The following is a 19,637-nucleotide window of genomic DNA, read 5'->3' on the forward strand; positions in this document are numbered from 1 at the left end:
CTAAAGGTTGCCTAACCTCACACGATCAGCGGTACCTGCGTGAGAGCCTTGGGCCGATGGCGACGACTCCCCCGGCGCTGCCCGACACCGCCTGCTCGGTGCTGTCCCGCACGCTGCACGAACCTCTCGCGGGCACGACCGCGACCGCGGCGACCTGGCTGTGTCTGGAACAGCCCGGCCCGTGGGGCCGCGACGCCCTGCGGGAAAGCCACCTCGACCCGGCGGTCGGCGCCGAACTCGCCGATCGCGCCAAAGGCACCGGTGTCCGGGTCGTCCTCATCCGGCGTCCTGGCAGACACCCCGACCGGCACACCCCGAGGCCCGCGCGCGTCTATCTCGCGCATACCGCGCCGGGGCGCACCCAGCTGCGGTCGGGAACGGTCGTCGAGGCGAAACACCTGCTCGACCACGACTTCCCCGCGTGGGGCGCGGGCGAGCTCGATGACTTCGGCGACGTGCACACCGGTCCCCTGCTGCTGGTGTGCACCAACGGGCGGCGCGATGTGTGCTGCGCGCTGGTGGGCCGCCCGATCGCGGAGGATCTCGCCGCCGATCATGGGGACGCGGTGTGGGAGTCGACCCATCTCGGTGGGCACCGGTTCGCGCCGACCGCGCTGCTGTTGCCCACCGGGTACGCCTACGGCGCGCTCGACGCGGGATTCGCCCGCGGGCTGTTGGCCGGTGTCGACGTCGCCACCGAGCGCTGCCGTGGCCGGTCCACCTGGGGTGCGCCGGGCCAGGTCGCCGAACTCGCCGTGCGTGACCACCTGGGCATTCGCGGCGCCGACGACCTTCTTGTGGGCGCCCCCGAGCGCGGCGCGGACGGCGATTGGGTGGTCCCGGTGGCCCACCGTGACGGCCGGGTGTGGCGGGTGGTGGTCAGCGAACGCGTGGATCCGGTCGACCGGCCCGCGAGCTGCGGCGCTACACCGGGACCGGCCGTCACTCACATGGCCCATACGGTCATGTGATAGGCGGTTGGTATAGGCCAAGCGGTGTCCCTACCGGGCATGATTGCGAAGAGGTTTCGTAGACATGGCAGGGAAAGGGACGGCACGTGACGCAGCAATGGACCGGGTTCGAGGTCCGTCGGGGCCGCGTTCAGCACGTCGGCTTGGTCCGCATCCTCCGTCGCGCCGCTATCGACCGCCGCGAGTATGACGAGCAGTCCGACCGGTTCGACCCGGCCGACTTCGTCCGCTGGAGCCGCGGCCTGCCCCGGCCCCGCCGCTCCCTGCAAGCCAGGTAACTGTCGGTCCCCTGCGCCATCATGGGTCGGTGGACGTCGACCGCACCCGAGTTCTGGCCTACCGCATAGCCGCGCACGGCCTGCACCGAGACACCGAGCGCGGCGCTGACCTGCGGGTTCTCGACCTCGGAATCCAGGATGCCGGTGCGTCCTCCCCGCGCGTCGCCATGGCCGCCCGGCTGCCTGGCGGCGCCGATCTCGACGACCCGGCGCTGGGCACGGTGTGGACCTTTCGCGGCGCGCCGCACGTGGTCCGCCGCGCTGAGGTGGCGGGCATGGCCGCCCGGTTGTGGCCGCGAAGCGACGCCGACGCCATCGCCCGGCTCAGCGGCGCGGGGGTGGTGTTCAAGAAGGCGGGCATCCCGGGGCTGACCGCGTTCACCGCCGGGGCGGAAGCGATGCGCGCGGTCGTCGACCGGGAGAAGACCCGCGGCGAGGTCAGCACCGAGGTCACCGCCCGGCTGCCCGCCGAGTACTCCTACGACTGCCGCACCTGCCAGGCCACCCACGTCTACGGCAGCCTGTTCCAGCTTGTCGGGCTGGCCGCCGGGGTCGAAGTCCACGGCCAGTCCCGCCCCACGACGCTCAGCCCGCTGCCCGGGCGGCACCGGGTGCCGAAGAAGACCGCGGGCGCCGGGCCGCTGATCACCGCCTACCTGCAGCTGCACGGACCGGCGGGCAAGGCCGAGGCGGCCGCGTTCCTGGAGACCATCAGGGCCGAGGCCGCCGCGATGTGGCCCGACGGGCTGAGCGAGGTCACCGTCGACGGGCGCACCGCCTACCTCCCCGAGGACGCGCTCGCCGCGCTGCGCGACGCGCCGGATCCGCGGCTGGTGCGGCTGCTGCCCCCGTTCGATCCGCTGCTGCAGGCCCGTGACCGCGACCTGCTCGTGCCCGACGCCGGGCGCCGCAAGGAACTGTGGCGGCCCATCGGCAACCCCGGCGCCGTGCTGGCCGACGGGGAGATCGTGGGTGCGTGGCGGACCAAGGCGACGGCCCGCAAGATCACCATCACGGTGACCCCGTTCCAGCGGCTGATCAAAACGGTCACCGCCGCGATCGAGGCCGAGGCCGAGCACGTCGCGCGCGCCCGAGGGGTCGCCGACGCTGTCGTCGGTTTCGCCTAAACCGGTGGCGGGGACGGTTAGGTTCGAAGGATGGAGCACCAGCCGACCATGGGTCTTGACGATGTCGCCCGGATCGAACGCTGGCACGAGTCGGCGTACCGCTCCGCGCGGGTCGACACCGACCAGACTTTCGACTACCTGGGCCGAACGTTCGTCGTCCCGCCGCACGTGCACCCGATCACCCCGGTGTCGCACCTGCTGGGGCAGGCGGTCCTCGATGAGGTCACCGACACCGACCGGGTGCTCGACCTGGGCACCGGCTGCGGCGTGAACGCCGTGCTCGCCGCGTCCCGCTCCGCCGACGTCACCGCCGTGGACACCAACCCGCACGCGCTCGCTGCCGCCAAGGCAAACGCCGAGCGCAACGGTGTCGCCGACCGTGTCCACGTGCGCCACAGCGACGTGTTCAGCGACGTCTCCGGCGTGTTCGACCTGATCGTGTTCGACCCGCCGTTCCGCTGGTTCACCCCACGCGACCACCTCGAGAACGCCAGCACCGACCCCGGCTACCGGGCGCTCAACACCTTCTTCGCCACCGTCGGCGACCACCTCACCGAGGACGGGCGCATGCTGATCTTCTTCGGCACCTCCGGCGACCTCGGCCACCTGCGCGCCCAAGCCGACGCCGCCGGATTCACGACGAAGACCATCGCCACCGACGGAATCGACAAGGACGGCTGGCACGTCGACTACTTCACCTTCCGAATGACCCGATAGTTGTCGGTGTGACCCGACACAATCGGGGAACACCCCACCACCCGACGGAGACACCGATGCCCGACCAGGGCGACGCGCCCACCACCGACACCGAGCAACCCGAGCTCGCGGCCCCCGCGGCCCCCAAGCAGCTGCCGCGGGTGCTGCGCCCGTTCCGCACCGCGGCCTACCGGCGGCTCGCGCTGGCCCTGGTGCTGAGCACCTTCGCCAGCGGCGTGTGGATCGTGGGCCTGGTGTGGGAGGTCATCCGCATCGGCGGCGGACCGGCGCAGCTGTCAGTCGTCTCCACCGCCTCAGCCATCGGCGTCCTGCTGCCCGCACTGCTCGCCGGTGTCGTGGCCGACCGGGTCCCGCAGAAGACGATCCTGCTGTGCGTGGCCGGGGTCGAACTCAGCGGCATGGCCGTGGTCGCGTTGCTGTCGCTGACCGGCGCCACCCAGATCTGGCACCTCGCGGTGATCTCGTTCATCACCGGCATGGGCATGGCGTTCTACTACCCGGCGTACTCGGCATGGCTGCCCGCCCTCGTGCCCGAGTCGGACCTGATGGCCGTCAACGGGTTCGAGGGCATGGTCCGCCCCACGATCGGCCAGGCCGCGGGCCCCGCCGTCGCCGGAATGGCCGTCGGCGCCTTCTCCCCCGGCATCGCCGTCGCCATCGCGGCCGCCAGCGCCGCCATCGGGTTCGTCGCGTTGACCGCCGTCCCGAAAACCGTCGTCCGCCGCGAGATCGACCCGGACGCCGCCCCCGTGCACCCGGTCAGAACCGCCCTGACCGACATGCGTGAGGGCTTCGTCTACATGGTCCGCACGCCATGGCTGCTCGCGACGCTGCTGTTCGCCAGCGTCATGGTGTTCGTGATCATGGGCCCGCTCGACGTGCTCGTCCCGTTCCTGATCAAGGACCGCCTCGGCGGCGGCCCGGACGACCACGCCTGGGTCCTGGCCGCCTTCGGGATCGGCGGGGCGGTCGGCTCCCTGACGATGGCGTCGCTGCCCATGCCCCGGCGGTACCTCACCACCATGAACCTGACCTGGGGTGTCGGCTGCCTGCCGATGGCGGTGATGGGCATGGCGTCGCAGGTGTGGGTGGTCGTCGCGGCCGCCTTCGTCCTCGGCGCGATGTTCTCGGCGCCGATGGTCATCTGGGGAACCCTCCTGCAGCGGCGAGTGCCCCCGGCGCTGCTTGGGCGGGTGGCGTCGCTGGACTTCTTCGTGTCGATCTCGCTGATGCCGGTGTCGATGGCCGTGGCGGGGCCGGTGTCGGAGGCAATCGGGCTGGTGAACACGTTCCTGATCGCCGGTCTCGTGCCCGCGGTGGTGGCGGCGGTGGCGATCGTGTGGGCGAAGCTGCCCCAGGACGAACTCGCTCATCCTCTTCGGGACTGATCCCGGAGAGGAACCCTTACCCGAAACGCACTCCGGCCCCCACTCCACAAGGAAGCGGGGGCCGGAATCAAACCGCGTTACTGACCAGGCTGCGGCGGCGGCCGCATCGTCTGGGTGCGCTCACTGTCCGGGTCCGCGATCGGGAACTGCATCCCCGGCATCGGCGACTGCGGCACCGACGGACCAATACCCGCAGGCTGCTCATACGTCTGCCTCGGCGCGGGCTCCATCGGTGGCACCGGCGACCCAGCGGACACGTCGGCGTCGACCACGGCTTCGGCCTGGCGGACCGCCTCAGCGATCCGGGCGTCGGTTGTGGTGTCGAACCAGTCGGCGATCGCCGCGTCGTCTTCCTCCGCGCGGGCGGCTTCCGGGTCCGGGGCGGGCGGCTCGTAGCGGAAAACGCCGTCCTCGCCGGGGGCGCCGAGCATGCGGGCGAAACCCTCGAGGGACTTGTTGAAGTCGCTGGGGATCAGCCACACCTTGTTCGCGTCGCCCTGGGCCATCAGCGGCAGGGTCTGCAGGTACTGGTAGGCCAGCACCTCGGGGGTGGGGCGGCTCGCCTTGATCGCGGCGAACACCTTCTCGATCGCCTTCGCCTGGCCCTGCGCCTGCAGGTACCGGGCCGCGCGCTCACCCTGGGCGGCCAGGATGCGGGACTGGCGGTCGGCCTCGGCGGCCATGATCGTCGCCTGCTTGGCGCCCTCCGCGTAGAGGATCTGGCTCTGGCGCTGACCCTGGGCGGTCATGATCGCCGCTTCCCGCTGGCCCTCGGCGTTGAGGATTATGGCGCGCTTCTCACGGTCGGCGCGCATCTGCTTCTCCATCGAGTCCTGGATGGAGGGCGGCGGGTCGATCGCCTTGAGCTCGACGCGGGCCACACGGATGCCCCAGCGGCCGGTCTCCTCGTCGAGGACCCCACGCAGCTGCCCGTTGATCTGGTCACGGGAAGTCAGCGTCTGCTCCAGGCTCATGCCACCGACGACGTTGCGCAGCGTCGTCGTGGTGAGCTGCTCCACGGCGATGATGTAGTTGGAGATCTCGTACACCGCGGCGCGCGAGTCGGTGACCTGGAAGTACACGACCGTGTCGATCGAGACGGTCAGGTTGTCCTGGGTGATCACCGGCTGCGGCGGGAACGACACGACCTGCTCGCGCAGGTCGATGCGGGCCCGGACCCGGTCCAGGAACGGAACCAGGAAGTTCAGGCCCGGCTCGGCGACGGTGCGGAAACGCCCCAGCCGCTCGATGACCGCCGACTGCGCCTGCGGGATGACCAGGATGGACTTGACCACGACCGTGAGCACGAAGAGCACCACGAACACGGCGACGATGATGGTGGTGGGATCCACCAGTACCTCCAATTTTCGGCGCGACGATGCGCGCGATTACAGACGCTCGGCCCAGACCACCGCGGTCGCACCGGAGATCTCCACGACCGTCACGGCCGTGCCCGGTTCCAACACCTGCGACTCGTCGAACGCGCGCGCCGACCACTCCTGGCCCTTGAGCTTGATGCGTCCGCCCGTGCTGTCCACTGTGGACACCACGGTGGCGGTGCCGCCGATGTGCGCGGCCACGTTGTCCGGGATGTGCGCGCCGTGCATCCGGGCCTTGAGCCAGGGCCGGGCCACGGTGATCAACCCGAGCGCCGTGACCGCGAAGACGGCGGCGGTGACGAAGGTGTTGCCGAAGAGAACCTCGGCCCCCGCGCCCGCCAGTGCCGCCGACCCGATCATGAGCAGGAAGAAGTCACCCGACAGGATCTCGGCCGCGATCAGGACGATTCCAGCGATGAGCCAAATCAGCGCCATAGACACATCGTGACAGATATCCGCGACCCGCATCGGCTGATCGGACCAACTCCAACCGTGTCGTGACCAGTCAGTTCTCCCCTGGGTCGGTCACGAAGTCGATCAGCCGTTCCACCGCTCCCACCAGCGGCGGCTCCAGGTCGCGGAACCCGGTGACCGCGGCCCGCACGCGGCGCCACCCGTCGGCCGGTTCGCCCCAGCCGAGGGCGTCGCACACGCCGACCTTCCACTCGATCCCGCGCGGCACCGTGGGCCACGCCGCGATGCCGACGACCGACGGTTTCACCGCCGCCCACACGTCCACATAGGGGTGACCAGTCACGAGCACGTTGTCGTCGCGCAGCCCGCCGACGATCCGCGACTCCTTGCTGCCCGACACCAGGTGGTCCACCAGCACACCCAGGCGCCTGCCCGGGCCGGTGCCGAATTCCGCGACCCGGTCGGCGAGCTGGTCGATGCCGTCGAGGGGTTCGACCACCACGCCCTCGACGCGCAGGTCGTGCCCCCACACGAGTTCCACCAGTTCGGCGTCGTGGATGCCCTCCACCCAGATCCGGCTCTCCCGCGCGGTCCGCGCACGGTGGCCCTGCACCTTCACCGACCCGGACGCCGACACCTTCGGCGCGCTCGGCGCCGCCGCGGCCGGTGGGCGGATCAGGGTGACGGGCGCGCCGTCGAGGAGGAAGCCGGCCGGGGTCAGCGGGAAGAGCCTGCGCCCGCCGCGGCGGTCTTCGAGCACGACGTTGCCGTATTCGAAGCCGACGACCGCGCCGCAGAACCCGCTGGCCGGGTCCTCCACCACCAGACCGGGTTCGGCGAGCACCTCGGGGATCTGCTTGCGGGCCCGCCCACCGGAGAGGATGTCGCGGCCATAGTCATGTGAGCGCACGCCAACAACCTAGCGACGCCACCCTCGGCCCAGCCCCAGCCACGCCGACCACCGCTCCACCCGCGACTCGCGGAAGAAATTCGGGGCGCGGCCCGTCGGAGTTGGGGGCTCCCGAGCGACGATGGGGATGTGAGCACGCAACCGGGCGTGCGGCCCGACCCGGCGTTGGGCCTCCTGGCCCGCTACGACGAGGTCCTGCCGCAGGTCTACGGCTACCTGCTGGCGCGGTGCCGGGTCGCCGCGCTGGCCGAGGACCTGACGGCGGAGACATTCCTCGCCGCCGTCGCCGCCCTGCGCAAACCCGGCGCGCCCGTGTTGACCGTGGGGTGGCTCATCGGGGTGGCCCGGCACAAGCTCGCCGACCACTGGCGGCGCGAGGAACGCGAACGGCGCGGGCTGGTCGCGCTCGACGGCGAGGCCGAGCACGTCGAGGACCCGTGGGAGGTCCACCTGGACGTGATGGCCGCCCACGACGTCCTCGCCGAACTCGGCCCGCACCACCGGGCCGCGCTCACCCTGCGGTACCTCGACGGGCTGCCGGTCCCCGAGGTCGCCGACTGCCTCGGCCGCACCGTGCACGCCACCGAGGCGTTGCTCGTGCGCGCGCGGGGCGCGTTCCGCAAGACCTACCAGGGAAAGGAGGGCTGACATGACCGATCCGATGGACGCCCTCCGCGCACCGGTCCAGCCGGTGGACCCTGACCCGATCTTCGCCGACGACCTGCGTGAGCGCCTGCGCCGCGCGGTCCTCGGCCCGACAGGAGCGAGTGAGATGACCGCACAGAAGACCGTGGTTCCGGAGAGCGAACTGGGCTGGGGGCCGACGCTGAGCCCGTACATCGCGGTGAGCGACGCCCGCGCCGCGATCGACTGGTACCTCGAGGTGTTCGACGCCCACCAGCGCGGCGAGGTGTACGAGATGGAGGACGGCGCCATCGGACACGCCGAAATCGGCATCGGCGACGCGGTGCTGATGCTCGCCGAGGGCGGTGTCGGGGATGTACCGGTGACCGCGCCTGACTCCCCGCGCACGTTCAGCACGACCCTGCACGTGCAGGTCCCCGATGTGGACGCCACGGTCGCGCTCGCCGAACAGCGGGGGGCGGCGATCGAGCGGCGGCCGGAAGACCAGCCGTACGGGCGGGTCGCGGCGTTCGTCGACCCGTTCGGACACCGGTGGCTGCTCAACACGCCACCGCCGACCGCCACGCGGCACCGGGTGGGCGAGATCGCGTACACGACGATGGTGGTCGCCGACGATGAGAAGGCGAAGGCGTTCTACGGGGCGGTGCTCGGCTGGGAGTTCGAGTCCGGGTCGCTACCGCACGCCTGGGGCGTGCCCGGGATGGCCGACTTCGGCATCTGGGGCGACCGGTCGCAGCGACCCGAGGTGCAGCTCTGCTACCGGGTCAACGACCTGGACGCGGCGCTGGAACGGGTCCGGGCCAACAACGGCACGGCGGAGGAGATCCAGCGCAAGCCGTATGGGCTGATGGTGGAGTGCACCGACGACCAGGGGGCACGCTTCCAGCTGTGGGCAGCGCCTTAGGTCTCGCCGTCGACCTTGCAGACCGGCAACGGCGCCAAGGTCATCATCGAGACCACGTCGGCGGCCACTCCTGGCACCTACCCGATCGCCACCAACGCTGACGGCGAAGACCGCGACGGCCACTCGCCCACTGTGGATTGCCTAGAAGGCGGGCCACGGGATGGGGCGGAGTTCCGGGTCTGGCGTCGGGTAGATCGGGGCGGCGAGCAGGCGGGCCACCCGGGAACGCAACGCCTTGATCTCGCGCTTCGCCAGGTGTGGCGACAACGCCTCCGGAAGATCCGCGTCCAGGGCGGCGCGCAGGGTGGCCAAGGTGTCGAGGGTGTCCTCTGGCAGTGGTTCGCTTGCCCAGCCCCACAACACCGTGCGCAGCTTGTTCTCGCTGTGCAGGCTGATGCCGTGGTCCACGCCGTAGACGCCGCCGTCGGTGCCGTGCAGGACGTGGCCGCCCTTGCGGTCGGCGTTGTTGATCACAACGTCGAGGGCGGCGAGGCGGGCGACGTCGGGGTGGTCGGAGTGCACCAGGACCGCGGGTTCACCGCGGCGGTCGTGGGCGCGCAGGATGGGCCGCCACCCGGTGGGCACCTCATCGGGTGCGAGCACGTCGACGAGGTCGTCGCCGTCCTTGGTGTCGACCCACAGCTGCACCATGCCGGGGCCGACCGGCCCGTCGCGCAGGACCGTCGGGGGGATCAGCGGCAACCCCGCCGCCTGTGCCACCAGGTACGACGCGACCTCACGGCCGGCGAGGGTGCCGTCAGGGAAGTCCCACAGGGGGCGCTCGCCTGCGACCGGCTTGTACACGCACTGCGCCCGCACACCGTCGAGTTCGACCGCGCAGAACAGGGTGGTGTTCGACGCGTCGACGAGCCTGCCCTCGATGTCGATCGAGCCGTGCAGCAGTAAGTCCCCGGCGGCCGGGTCGGTGGGGCGCACGGCGGGTCAGCCCTCTTCGGTGCGGCGGTACCCGTTCTGCCGGGGACACACGTGCCCGGCCGGGTCCAGCGGTTCGGCGCACAGCGGGCACGGTTTGCGGCCCGCGTTGACGACCTTGCCCGCCCGGTCGGCGAAGGCGCGGGCCTCCAGCGGCGAGAGGAACACGCGGACGGCGTCGGGACCTTCCTCGGTGTCGTCGAGCACGACCGACTCGTCGACCTCGCCCTCGGTGACCGCGAGCAGCTCGATGACGACGGCACTGCTCTCGGCGTCCCAACCCAGGCCCATGGTGCCGACGCGGAACTCCTCCTCGACGGGCACCTGCAGCGGGTCGGCGTCGACCTGGTCCTCGGGGACGTCGCCGGGCAGCTCCGCGCCGAAGCGGCGGTGGACCTCTTCGAGCAGCGAGCCGATGCGTTCGGCGAGGACCGCGACCTGCTGTTTCTCGATGGTCACGCTGACGGTGCGGGCGCTCTCGACGGCTTGCAGATAGAAGACGCGGTCGCCGGGCTGCCCGACCGTGCCTGCGATGAAGCGGTCGGGCTGGCGGAAGACGTGGATCACACGGGCCATGGCACCCCAAACCCTATTGCACATCGTTGTGGCCGGCAGACCATGCCCCCGTCGGGAGGGTCACCACTCCACGGTATCCGCTTCCGCGCCGGTGATCGGTAGTGTCATTGCTGTGGTGAAGATCGCTTCGTATGGGACATGGGCATCGCCGATCGACGCGGCCGTGGTGGCGCAGTCGGGCCGGCGCCCCGGGTGGACGAGCACGCACGCCTCCGGTGTGTGGTGGACCGAGAGCAGGCCCGCCGACGGCGGCCGCCTGGCCTTGGTGCGCCACGACGGGGCCGGGGCGCGGGATGTGGTCGCCGCCCCCTGGAACGTGCGCAACCGGGTCCATGAGTACGGGGGCAACCCGTATGTGGTCATCGACGACGTCGTCGCGTTCACCAACTGGGACGACCAGCGGATCCACACCGTCGACATCGAGGGCAAGGGTGAGCCCGCGCCGATCAGCCCGGCGCCCGAGCGGCCGCAGGGCGCGCGCTACGCCGACCTGATCGCCGGTCCGGGCGGCGCCCACGTGTGGTGCGTACGCGAGACCGTCACCGGGGACCGGCCCATCGACGTGCGGCGTGACCTGGTCGCCGTGCCGCTCTCCGGCGGCGAACCCCAGGTTCTCGCCGCGTCGCACCACTTCATGACCGCCCCCAAGCCCAGCCCCGACGGCCGCTACGCCGCGTGGCTCGGCTGGGAGCACCCGGACATGCCGTGGGACAGCACCGAACTGTGCGTCGCCGAGGTCCTCGCCGACGGCACGTTCGGCCCGCACCGCGTCGTGGCCGGTGGTCCCGGTGAGGCGGTGTGCCAGGTGGAGTGGGAGGCCGAGGACTCGCTGCTGGTGCTCACCGACCCGCAGGGCTGGTGGAACCTGCACCGGGTCGGCCTCGACGGGACGGCGGTCAACCTCGCCCCGTGCGAGGAGGAACTCGGCGGTCCCCTGTGGATGCTGGGGTACCGCTGGTTCGCCCCACTGGGCCGCGGCCGGTTCGTGGTGCTGCGTGGCGGGCGGCTCGCGGTGCTCGACGAGCGCAGCGGCACGGTCACCGACATCGACACCGACCTGCCGAGTTGGGCCTCGGACATCAGCGCGGTCGACGGGGTCGTCACCGCGGTCGCGGGCGGGCCGCTGTCCGAGCCCGCGGTGGTGTCGCTGAACCTGTCCAACGGTGAGCTCACCGCGCTGTCGGAGCCCTCGACCGGGATACCGGACGAGCGGTACCTGCCGCGCCCGGTCGAGCGCACGTTCGTCGCCGCCGACGGCCGGAAGATCCCCGCGTACGTGCTGGCCCCGACCAACCCCGACTTCGCCGCACCCGAGGGCGAGCTGCCCCCGTATGTGGTGCACGTCCACGGCGGGCCCACCTCGGCCTACTCCCCCGTGCTGAGTCTGAGCCTGGCGTACTTCACCAGCCGCGGCATCGGGGTCGTCGCGGTCAACCACGGTGGATCCACCGGGTACGGCCGCGAGTTCCGCGACGTACTCAAAGGGCAGTGGGGTGTGGTCGACGTCCAGGACAGCGCGACCGTCGCGGCCGCGCTTGCCGCGGAGGGCACCGCCGACGCGGAGCGCCTGGCGGTGCGCGGCGGCAGCGCGGGCGGCTGGACGGCGGCGGCGTCGATGACGACCGTCGACACCTACGCGTGCGGCGCCATCCACTTCCCGATCCTCGACCTGTCGAGCTGGACCAGCGGCGGCGGCGAGACCCACGACTTCGAGTCGCGCTACCTCGAAGGGCTGGTCGGGTCGCTGCCAGAGCACGCCGACCGCTACGCCGAGCGGTCCCCGATCAACCACATCGACAAGCTCGCAGGCCCGGTGCTGCTGCTGCAGGGCCTGGAAGACGAGGTGTGCCCGCCGGAGCAGGCCAACCGGTTCGTCGCCGGCCTCGACGGCACCGGCATCCCGCACGCCTACCTGACCTTCGAGGGCGAGCAGCACGGCTTCCGCAAAGCGGAGTCGATCATCGCCGCGCACGAGGGTGAGATGTCGTTCTACGGGCAGGTCTTCGGGTTCACCCCGCCCGGTGTGCCGGTGCTGGAGCTGCGGCGGTGACGCGGGCCCGCCCACGCAGGCTCGGCCCCGGGTCGACGGTCGCCGTGGTGGCGCCCGCGGGCCCGGTGGACCCCGAGCAGCTTGAGCGGGGCGTGGCGGTGCTGGAGTCGTGGGGGCTGCGGGTCGAGCTCGGCAAACACGTCCTCGACCGGCATCCCACCCTGCCGTACCTGGCCGGGCGCGACGCCGACCGGGCCGCTGACCTGGTCCGGGCGTGGTGCGATCCGGATATCGAGGCGGTGTTCTGCGCCCGCGGCGGCTACGGCTGCCAGCGGATGGTCGACCTGCTCGACCTCGACGCGATGGCCGCGGCGGGCCCGAAGGTGTTCGCCGGGTCCAGCGACGTCACCATCCTGCACGACGAACTCGGCGCGGCCCTGAACCTGTCGACGTTGTTCTCGCCGATGATCGCCGGCCACTTGTTCGACGCGGGCGCCCAGGAACACTTCCGGTCCACGCTGTTGTCGCCGGAGTCGGTGGTCGAGCTGATCGGTCCGCGCACGGCGACTGCCGGCCACGGGATCGCCTCCGGCATCACCGTGGGCGGCACGTTGAGCTTGATCGTCGGGATGCTGGGGGCGCCAGGCTCGGCGCCGCCGCCGGATGGGTCGATCTTGTTGCTTGAGGATGTGACCGAGAAGCCGTATCGGGTGGATCGGATGCTGACTCAGCTGTTGCGGGCAGGCTGGTTCACCGGGGTCTCCGGTATCGCGCTGGGCTCGTGGGCCGGGTGTGGTGACGTGCGGCCGGTGGTGGCGGACTTGTTGGGCAGCCTGGGTGTGCCGATGGTGTGGGAACTCGGGTTCGGGCACTGCCCAGGGCAGCTCACCGTGCCCTTGGGCGCCGAAGCGGTCCTCGACGCCGACAACGGCACTCTCACGATGGTCGAACCCGCCCTGGTCTGAGCGGCTCAGGGGTCGCCGTGGTACTCGGGCGGATATCGCTGACCAGTGGTTCGCCTGCGCGAGCTGCGGCGTGCTGCGCGACTCATCCCGCCTGCCACGCCCGCACGGCTTCGGCGACCGTCGGGTCGATCGCGGCCAGGCGGTGCACGACGGCCTCCGGGCTCAACGTCGGTTGGCCCAGTGTCTGCTGGAAGGCCATCATCGCGTCGATGCCGCCGGTGTTCCAGATCGACTCGGCGAACCCGATGAGCATGAACTCGAACCACACGTAGTTCGGCACGCTGGCCTGCATGCTGGCGCCCATCGCGGCGAGCTCGCGTAGTGGCCACGGCTGGGCGCCCGCGGCCCGGGCGGCCGCGGCCAGCGTGGCAGGCAGCGGTAGGAGCTCGGGCTCGTGTGTGGCGACATAGCCGTGCATGCCGATGTTGGCGAACAGCTCCATCACCCAGTCGGCCGGGAACTCCGGCGCCCAGGTCACCGGGTGGATCTCGTGGAACAGGTGGGTCAGCTCGTGCACCGCGACCAGGTCGGCCATCGTGGTGAAGTCCGCCGGGTCGCCGAACACGCGTGCCAGATCGGCAGACACCTCCGGCGGCAGGTGTGGCCGCAGCGCGTCGAGATACTCCTGCCACCAGCCCGCAGGCTCGGGTGAGGTGACGATCTTGCCCGGTACCGACTGCGGCATGCCGTAGATCGGCACGTCCGCCACCGCGGGCCAGTCCTGCTCATCGAGGACGTAGAGGGTGAACAGCGGCCGCCGCCGCAGCGAGCGTTCCAGCCAGGACAAGGCACGGTCCACGCGGGCGGCGATCACCCGGGCCCGCTCTTCGCTGCCCGCACTCGCCAACACGGGCATCGCGTAACCGTCGAGGGCGACCAGGTTGGGATTCGTTGTTTCGGTCATACCCACCAGTGGCACGCACGGCCGGAAAGTTCACTCCCGGCCGTAATGCAGATGCAGCGCGGCGATCTCGGGTCCGCGGTGGAAGAACACCTGGGTGGTCAGCGGCGGGCAATGGGCAGGGTCGTCCGGCGGGTTGGTGAACGCGCCCTCGACCACCGTGAGGTCGCGGCCCGCGATGACGTTGAGCAGCCGCAGCCGAACACCGACGGCGACATCCTCACCGATGCCCCGCACGATCAGGTCGCGGCCCAGGATGACCTCCGACGTACCGGCCGCGGTGAGCCGGGCGTCCGGCAGCAGCGCGGTCCTCAGCAACGCAGGCTCAGCGCCACGGTTGTACTGCTCGGCGATTCCCGCGAACAGCGCCGTGCGGTCACGCTCGAGCGCGCCGTGATCAGGGGACGCGGAACCCGCCAGGTCGCGGAGCTGCGCCGCCAGGATCCGGCGGGCGTGGCTGAGCCTGCTACGCACCGTGCCGACCGGCACGCCGAGCGCCTGCGCGATGGACTCATAGCTGCGTGCCGAGCTGAAGTAACGGAGCAGCACGGCGTGGTGCAGCGGCTCGGACAGGGCGTTCACCGCGCCCCAGACCCAGTCGTGATTCGCGAGCCGGTCAAGCCGTTCCTCGGGCCCCGGCGCCTCGTCCGCGGTGTCGGGTAGCTCGACCGTGCGGGCACCACGCATGCGGTCGCGGCAGACGTTGCGGGTGATGCCGGTCAGCCACGAACGGGCCAGGTCCGGGTCGCGCAGCCGCCGCAACGACGTCAGAGCCACCAGGCTCGCGTCCTGCACGACGTCCTCGACATCGGCCCCGGGGCCCAGCCTGGCAACGGCGACCGCGTGCATCGCCGCCCGATGACGCACGAGCAGCACCGAGAACGCCTTGCTGTCACCAGCTCGCTCCAGCAGCACCAGCTCACGGTCGGAAAGCTCCACGACTTGTATTCGCGCCTGCCGCCGACGGCGCTACCGGGACGAAAGCTTGAACGCCACCGAGTACCCCGCTCAGGCCGAGTACCCTCGGGCGGCGATCCAGTGCGCCATGCGGGTCGTGTCCATCCAGTACCAGCCATACCCGTTGGCGTCGGCGGAGTCCGCGAGCTTCACCGTCCACCCGTTGTTGCCGTACCCGATGATCGTCAGGTAGTGCCCGCCGCTGTAGGTATGCCAGTCGCCGTCGGTGTCCATGGCACTGCCCACCACGTTCGCGACGATCGGGTAGCCGCGGTCGATGTCGTAGACGACGTCCCACTGCAGCCGGTTGATCTCGGCCTGGGTCGCGGACTGCCCAGGGATCCACTTGGTCTCGTAGAACCACGTGTTGCCCAGGTTGTTTAGGACCCGGGTGGTGTCGGCGGCGGAGTTGGTGCCGTTCGTGGTGGTGCCGAGCCTGCCCGCGATGAACGACTGCGAGTGGTAGATCCCGCGCGAGGTCAACGCCATGCGGGTCGCGGCCGGGCCGCAGAAGTAGTAATTCTCCTGCCACTGGAACTGGTAGCTCAGGACCTTCGACGTCGCGGCGCTCGCCGGTGCGGCGGTGGTGATCAGACCGGCGAGCAGGATGGCGGTGACGGTGAGCAGGTGGGCGAAGCGGGGGCGGCGGGACATCGCGGCTCCTGACGTCGTTCGCGGGCAACCACGTCCATCATTTGCGTCAGGCGCCGACCGTCACCAGCCCCTTAAGGGGCGCTGACCGTGCGCAGGCTGCGGGCGGCGTCGCCCACTACCGGGTCGCCGTGGCCGAAGCAGGCGATGTCGACGTCGAGTTCCGCCTGCCGCCGCAACGACTCCAACGCGCGGTCCGGGTCGGAGTTGAACACCCCGAGGATCACCTTGTCCTCGTAGTTGGCGATGGTGTCGCCGGTGAACAGGACCCGGTGTTCAGGCAGGAAGATCGCGATGCTGCCGTCGGTGTGTCCCGGCACCGACAACACCTGCGCTCCTCCGCCAAACGGCAGGACCTCCCCGCCCTCAAGCTCCACATCCACCGGACACGGCGCCGCGTCGGGGACGGTGGGGACGATCTCGTCGTAGAGCGCGCGTTCCCAGTCCTGCAGCACCGGCTCCGGAGGCCCTGCTTCCCCACGAACGATCGGGGCGTCGGCGCGGTGGGCGAACACCGGGGAGCCATGCCAGCCGCGCACCTCGGCCGCGCCGCCGGTGTGGTCGTTGTGGCCGTGGGTCAGCACGATTCGCTTGATCGCGGCCGTGGTCAGTCCTAAGCCGGTGACCGCGTCGGCGATCAGCTGGGCTGAGCCTGTCGTGCCGGTGTCGATCAGCGTCAGGTCATCGCCGTCGCGCCAGAGGTAGGCCTGGCCGATGGGGAAACGGATCAGGGTGAGGTTTTCGGTGATCACCATGTGCGCGAGGCTAGGCGCGTGATCACGCGCCTAGCCTGTCGTTTCGCGCAGAGCGGAGTCAGACCTTCGCGGGGAGGGTGACCAGTTCCTGTCGTTCGCCGAACAGGCCCAGCGGGTCGTTGCGCAGCAGGGAGATCCCCGCCAGCACCGACACCGCGATGGCGCCCGCGATGAACGGCCAGTTGTAGAGCAGGTCCTCACCGGCAGGCGAGTACGTCAGCACCAGGAACACCGCGGCGCTGGCCAGGATCGCGAGCTGGCGGCGTTGCCACGGCAGCGCGGCGGCGATCACGAAGCCCCAGGTCAGGTACCACGGCAGGGTGGCCGGGGACAGGACCGCGACGGCGAACAGGACGAACGCCATGCGGCGGACCGCGTCGGAGCCGCCGTGCCGCGAGAGCCACCACTGGCGGATCGCGATGGCGAAGAACAGCAGGCCGCCGATCGCGCGGGCGGTGTTGACGAACCAGCTCTTGTTCGCGTCGATGACCACGTTGACGACCGTGTGGACGATCTCGCCGATCGCGGTCGGCACCGAGAGCCAGTTGACGATCATCGCGGGGGCCTGCAGGGCCTTGAACCAGCCCAGGTTGACCCCGGCGAGCCACGTCGTCGCGGCGAACGCGCCGACGAAGATGCCGACGGAGGCCGCGCAGGCGCGGGTGAAGTTCTTCCAGAACGTGGAGTTCAGGTGGCCGGCCCACACCCACACCAGGAACGGCAGGGCGATGGCGGCGGTGGCCTTGACCGCGGCGCCGAGGGTCACCAGCAGGATGCCGACGACGTGCTTGCGTTCGAGGACGCACAGCGTGCCCGCGGCGAGGAAGCCCACCATCAGCAGGTCGTTGTGCGGGCCGCCGACAAGGTGCACGACGGTCATCGGGCCCGCGATGGCCAGCCACAGGGTGGTCGGCAGGTTGCCGCCGAGGTGGCGGACCAGGCCGGGCAGCGCCCACAGCAGCAGTCCGAGGCCGATCAGCAGCGCCAGCCGCATGAGGATGACGCCGAGGATCATGTTCGTCCCGGCGACGGCGGCGATGCCCTTGGCCAGGAGGATGAACAGCGGCCCGTAGGGCGCCGGGGTGGTCTGCCAGAACGGGTGCACGTTCTGCACGAGTTCCTGCAGGCCCAGCACGATCGGCCCGACGGCGTACGGGTCCTCGCCGTAGAGCGGCAGCGCGCCCTGGGCGAGGTAGGAGAACACGTCGCGGGTGAACACCGGCGGCGAGATGAGCAGCGGGCCCATCCAGCACGCGGCGGCGACGAGGACCGGCCGGGAGCCGACCCGCCCCGCGAGCACGTGCCTGCCCAGCCGGATCCACGCCCACACGACGAGCGCGAAGCCGAGGTAGAGCACGACGGTGGCCAGCATCCGGCCGTGGCCGTATCTGATCCACGACAACGGGCCGTGGCCGAGGACGGGGTCGCTGACGAGGATGCCCGCGGCGCCGAACGCGCTGATGAGGATCATCAGGCTGCCCGCCGTGCCGAGGGCGATCGTGCGCACGGGAAGCGGGCCCCTGCGCTCAGCGGCGGCGGGGGCTTCGGCGTGCTCAATCTTCTCTGCGACCAAGGACTCTTCCACGTCTGGAGACGGATCTGTGGTGGTGGCCATCGTGGGTTGAGATTACACAGGGCACGCGGACCGCTTTCGCGCAATGGTCATTACGGCGGTACCGCGCGCGTGCGATTGGTCACCAGAGGTAGCCGCCGAACGGCTCACATGGGGCGGGTGGGCCGCTCGGGTGATCGAGCCCACACGGTTTGTCCGGTCAGCCTGCGGCGAAGTTGAGCAGGCCGAGGTGTTCGTGGGCGCGGGTCACGTCGAGCAGCGGGGGGCCGCTGCGGCGCGGGTTGGTGGCGCCGATGGACAGCGCGGAACGGACCCGGTGACCGCCCGCGAGGGGGTGCAGCGACAGCAGCAGCGCGGCGGTTCCGGCGACGAGTGTCGCGGCGACGCCGTTGCCGGAGGCGGGCCCGGTGGGTCCGGGGAGGTCCTCGCCGGGGGCGAGCAGGCCGCGGGGTTCGTCTTCGAGGTCGACGAACCAGCTGACCCGGCCCGAAGGCGCGCAGGAGGAGACGGGAAGCACCCAGGAGTGGGTGGTCAGGTCGGTGTGCGGGCCGCCCGCGGCGAAGATGAGGACGCCGCGTTCGGCGGCGCGGTCGAGGGTCTCGGCGAGAACACGCCGTTCGTGCACGCCCCCGTCGAGCAGGCCGGTGCCGATGGCGATGACGTTCGCCGGGCCGTCGAGCAGTTCCCCCAGGATGACCGATAACTCCCCTGGGGTGACGCCCGCGTCCGGGCAGGACCGGGGCAGGATCGGGCACAGGGGGCTGACCGAGAGCGCGTCGCCGGTCAGGACGCAGGCGAGGGCGGTGATGTCGTTGTCGCCGCTGACGAGTCCGATGGCGATGTCGGGCGACCCCGCGCCGTGGCGGCGGACCGGGGGCAGCCGCACGAGGTCGAGCAGCGGTGAACGAACGCGGCGGCGCGTTCCGATCATGGCCGCACACCTCCAGCCGTCGTCTCGGCCTTGCGGAGGTCTCCGCCGGGCATCGCGAACTGTAGCGGCGGGACGTCGCTGTGTGATCACTCCAAGCGAGTGAACGTTCAGCCGGTCGAGGACTTGACGCGGCCCGCGGAGAACCGGTTGACGGCGTCGAGGATCTCGTCGCGGCCGCGGGTGAACAGCCGGGTGTCCAGGGGCAATCCGGGGCCCGAGGCGACCGGCCAGGCGTCGCGCCGGTGCAGGCCGGTCACCCCGGCGGTGCCGGGGGTGACGCCCGCGCGGAGCCGGAAGCGCAGGGTGGGGCCGTCGACGACGACGTGGCGCAGGGTGTCCCACGGCAGGAACGCGGGGCCTTGGCCGGTGGGCAGCCGGATGCCTTCGACGTCGATCAGGAGCGGCGACTCGCGGCGGTGGCGGCGGAAGTAGTAGGCGCCGAGTTTGGCACCTGGGGCGGCGAGCGCGGCACCGATGAGCAGGAGCGCGACGCCGACGCCGATCAGGTCGGCGACCGTGGCGATGATCACCGCGATCAGGGCGATCACGCCGCCCGCGACCCAGGGGACCAGTGGTCGCCGCCAGGCCTCGAGGTCGACATCGGCCACGAACGATTCTCCGGCCCCAGACGTCATCGCATGGTCCTCCCCGACAGAGTTCGATGTTGGGGCG

Annotated in this window: 21 protein-coding genes; 9 read left to right on the forward strand and 12 right to left on the reverse strand. The window is 71.0% G+C overall.

Going from position 1 to position 19,637, the window contains the following annotated elements; all coding sequences use genetic code 11:
- Positions 1-56 precede the first annotated feature (56 nt).
- The 5 genes from C8E96_RS25085 to C8E96_RS25105 all read left to right on the forward strand — a co-directional run bounded on the left by C8E96_RS25085 (position 57) and on the right by C8E96_RS25105 (position 4,481).
- The gene (locus C8E96_RS25085) at positions 57-971 is read left to right on the forward strand and encodes a sucrase ferredoxin (RefSeq protein ID WP_091368946.1); all 915 of its coding nucleotides are present in this window, start codon (positions 57-59) and stop codon (positions 969-971) included.
- An 86-nt stretch (positions 972-1,057) separates the two neighbouring features.
- Entirely contained in the window at positions 1,058-1,249 is a 192-nt protein-coding gene (locus C8E96_RS25090; RefSeq protein ID WP_091368950.1) for a hypothetical protein, read from the forward strand.
- Positions 1,250-1,278: 29 nt separating this feature from the next.
- Entirely contained in the window at positions 1,279-2,376 is a 1,098-nt protein-coding gene (locus C8E96_RS25095) for a winged helix DNA-binding domain-containing protein (RefSeq protein WP_228769600.1), read from the forward strand.
- 30 nt (positions 2,377-2,406) lie between these two features.
- The gene (locus C8E96_RS25100) at positions 2,407-3,093 is read left to right on the forward strand and encodes a methyltransferase (protein WP_228769601.1); all 687 of its coding nucleotides are present in this window, start codon (positions 2,407-2,409) and stop codon (positions 3,091-3,093) included.
- A 56-nt stretch (positions 3,094-3,149) separates the two neighbouring features.
- Complete coding sequence (locus tag C8E96_RS25105; RefSeq protein WP_091368954.1) at positions 3,150-4,481, forward strand: MFS transporter; 1,332 nt, start codon at positions 3,150-3,152, stop codon at positions 4,479-4,481.
- Between the two features lie 77 nt (positions 4,482-4,558).
- Here the strand turns inward: C8E96_RS25105 and C8E96_RS25110 are convergent, their stop codons facing one another.
- From C8E96_RS25110 to C8E96_RS25120, 3 genes are all read right to left on the reverse strand, one after another.
- The gene (locus C8E96_RS25110) at positions 4,559-5,833 is read right to left on the reverse strand and encodes an SPFH domain-containing protein (protein ID WP_091368958.1); all 1,275 of its coding nucleotides are present in this window, start codon (positions 5,831-5,833) and stop codon (positions 4,559-4,561) included.
- Positions 5,834-5,869: 36 nt separating this feature from the next.
- Positions 5,870-6,301: an NfeD family protein gene (locus tag C8E96_RS25115; RefSeq protein ID WP_091370113.1), complete on the reverse strand. Its 432-nt coding sequence runs from the start codon at positions 6,299-6,301 to the stop codon at positions 5,870-5,872.
- Between the two features lie 64 nt (positions 6,302-6,365).
- On the reverse strand, positions 6,366-7,184 hold the full coding sequence (locus tag C8E96_RS25120; protein ID WP_091368962.1) for a DUF3097 domain-containing protein: 819 nt from the start codon (positions 7,182-7,184) through the stop codon (positions 6,366-6,368).
- Between the two features lie 129 nt (positions 7,185-7,313).
- Between C8E96_RS25120 and C8E96_RS25125 the strand changes: the two genes are divergently transcribed.
- Positions 7,314-7,832 carry an RNA polymerase sigma factor gene (locus tag C8E96_RS25125; RefSeq protein ID WP_228769602.1) on the forward strand — a complete coding sequence of 173 codons (519 nt, stop codon included), beginning with the start codon at positions 7,314-7,316 and terminating at the stop codon, positions 7,830-7,832.
- Between the two features lies 1 nt (position 7,833).
- Positions 7,834-8,733 (forward strand): VOC family protein, encoded by a 900-nt coding sequence (locus C8E96_RS25130; protein ID WP_091368966.1) that lies wholly within the window; start codon positions 7,834-7,836, stop codon positions 8,731-8,733.
- 141 nt (positions 8,734-8,874) lie between these two features.
- On the opposite strand, the gene C8E96_RS25135 is transcribed toward C8E96_RS25130, so the two are convergent.
- Both C8E96_RS25135 and C8E96_RS25140 read right to left on the reverse strand, forming a co-directional pair.
- The gene (locus C8E96_RS25135; RefSeq protein WP_091368971.1) at positions 8,875-9,669 is read right to left on the reverse strand and encodes an SCO1664 family protein; all 795 of its coding nucleotides are present in this window, start codon (positions 9,667-9,669) and stop codon (positions 8,875-8,877) included.
- A gap of 6 nt (positions 9,670-9,675) precedes the next feature.
- Positions 9,676-10,242, reverse strand: coding sequence for a DUF3090 domain-containing protein (locus C8E96_RS25140; protein WP_091368977.1), 567 nt, complete (start codon positions 10,240-10,242; stop codon positions 9,676-9,678).
- A gap of 112 nt (positions 10,243-10,354) precedes the next feature.
- Between C8E96_RS25140 and C8E96_RS25145 the strand changes: the two genes are divergently transcribed.
- Complete coding sequence (locus C8E96_RS25145) at positions 10,355-12,292, forward strand: prolyl oligopeptidase family serine peptidase (RefSeq protein WP_091368981.1); 1,938 nt, start codon at positions 10,355-10,357, stop codon at positions 12,290-12,292.
- Positions 12,289-13,197, forward strand: coding sequence for a S66 peptidase family protein (locus C8E96_RS25150; protein WP_091368984.1), 909 nt, complete (start codon positions 12,289-12,291; stop codon positions 13,195-13,197). The genes C8E96_RS25145 and C8E96_RS25150 overlap by 4 nt, the downstream gene beginning before the upstream one ends.
- 82 nt (positions 13,198-13,279) lie before the next feature.
- Here C8E96_RS25150 and C8E96_RS25155 read toward each other — a convergent pair whose 3' ends face one another.
- The 7 genes from C8E96_RS25155 to C8E96_RS25185 form a co-directional block, all read right to left on the reverse strand.
- Positions 13,280-14,101: a hypothetical protein gene (locus tag C8E96_RS25155; RefSeq protein WP_091368989.1), complete on the reverse strand. Its 822-nt coding sequence runs from the start codon at positions 14,099-14,101 to the stop codon at positions 13,280-13,282.
- A gap of 30 nt (positions 14,102-14,131) precedes the next feature.
- Positions 14,132-15,037 (reverse strand): RNA polymerase sigma factor, encoded by a 906-nt coding sequence (locus C8E96_RS25160; RefSeq protein WP_091368993.1) that lies wholly within the window; start codon positions 15,035-15,037, stop codon positions 14,132-14,134.
- Between the two features lie 69 nt (positions 15,038-15,106).
- Positions 15,107-15,709 (reverse strand): C39 family peptidase, encoded by a 603-nt coding sequence (locus C8E96_RS25165; RefSeq protein ID WP_091368998.1) that lies wholly within the window; start codon positions 15,707-15,709, stop codon positions 15,107-15,109.
- 71 nt (positions 15,710-15,780) lie between these two features.
- A complete protein-coding gene (locus C8E96_RS25170; RefSeq protein ID WP_091369001.1) occupies positions 15,781-16,461 on the reverse strand; it encodes an MBL fold metallo-hydrolase in 681 nt (226 codons plus the stop codon).
- A gap of 58 nt (positions 16,462-16,519) precedes the next feature.
- Entirely contained in the window at positions 16,520-18,076 is a 1,557-nt protein-coding gene (mptB, locus tag C8E96_RS25175; RefSeq protein ID WP_166658114.1) for a polyprenol phosphomannose-dependent alpha 1,6 mannosyltransferase MptB, read from the reverse strand.
- 157 nt (positions 18,077-18,233) lie between these two features.
- Entirely contained in the window at positions 18,234-18,965 is a 732-nt protein-coding gene (locus C8E96_RS25180; protein WP_091369005.1) for a S8/S53 family peptidase, read from the reverse strand.
- 107 nt (positions 18,966-19,072) lie between these two features.
- Positions 19,073-19,600 carry a hypothetical protein gene (locus C8E96_RS25185; protein WP_133794766.1) on the reverse strand — a complete coding sequence of 176 codons (528 nt, stop codon included), beginning with the start codon at positions 19,598-19,600 and terminating at the stop codon, positions 19,073-19,075.
- Between the last annotated feature and the right edge of the window lie 37 nt (positions 19,601-19,637).

The sequence above is a fragment of the Actinokineospora alba genome (assembly GCF_004362515.1).
Lineage (GTDB): Bacteria > Actinomycetota > Actinomycetes > Mycobacteriales > Pseudonocardiaceae > Actinokineospora > Actinokineospora alba.

Excerpts from the sequence above, each read along its gene's own strand:
- C8E96_RS25100 (WP_228769601.1), top strand. The coding sequence starts at position 2,407 with ATGGAGCACCAGCCGACCATGGGTCTTGACGATGTCGCCCGGATCGAA.
- mptB (WP_166658114.1), bottom strand. The coding sequence starts at position 18,076 with ATGGCCACCACCACAGATCCGTCTCCAGACGTGGAAGAGTCCTTGGTC.
- C8E96_RS25140 (WP_091368977.1), bottom strand. The coding sequence starts at position 10,242 with ATGGCCCGTGTGATCCACGTCTTCCGCCAGCCCGACCGCTTCATCGCA.
- C8E96_RS25165 (WP_091368998.1), bottom strand. The coding sequence starts at position 15,709 with ATGTCCCGCCGCCCCCGCTTCGCCCACCTGCTCACCGTCACCGCCATC.
- C8E96_RS25130 (WP_091368966.1), top strand. The coding sequence starts at position 7,834 with ATGACCGATCCGATGGACGCCCTCCGCGCACCGGTCCAGCCGGTGGAC.
- C8E96_RS25180 (WP_091369005.1), bottom strand. The coding sequence starts at position 18,965 with ATGATCGGAACGCGCCGCCGCGTTCGTTCACCGCTGCTCGACCTCGTG.
- C8E96_RS25105 (WP_091368954.1), top strand. The coding sequence starts at position 3,150 with ATGCCCGACCAGGGCGACGCGCCCACCACCGACACCGAGCAACCCGAG.
- C8E96_RS25155 (WP_091368989.1), bottom strand. The coding sequence starts at position 14,101 with ATGACCGAAACAACGAATCCCAACCTGGTCGCCCTCGACGGTTACGCG.
- C8E96_RS25085 (WP_091368946.1), top strand. The coding sequence starts at position 57 with ATGGCGACGACTCCCCCGGCGCTGCCCGACACCGCCTGCTCGGTGCTG.
- C8E96_RS25185 (WP_133794766.1), bottom strand. The coding sequence starts at position 19,600 with ATGACGTCTGGGGCCGGAGAATCGTTCGTGGCCGATGTCGACCTCGAG.
- C8E96_RS25170 (WP_091369001.1), bottom strand. The coding sequence starts at position 16,461 with ATGGTGATCACCGAAAACCTCACCCTGATCCGTTTCCCCATCGGCCAG.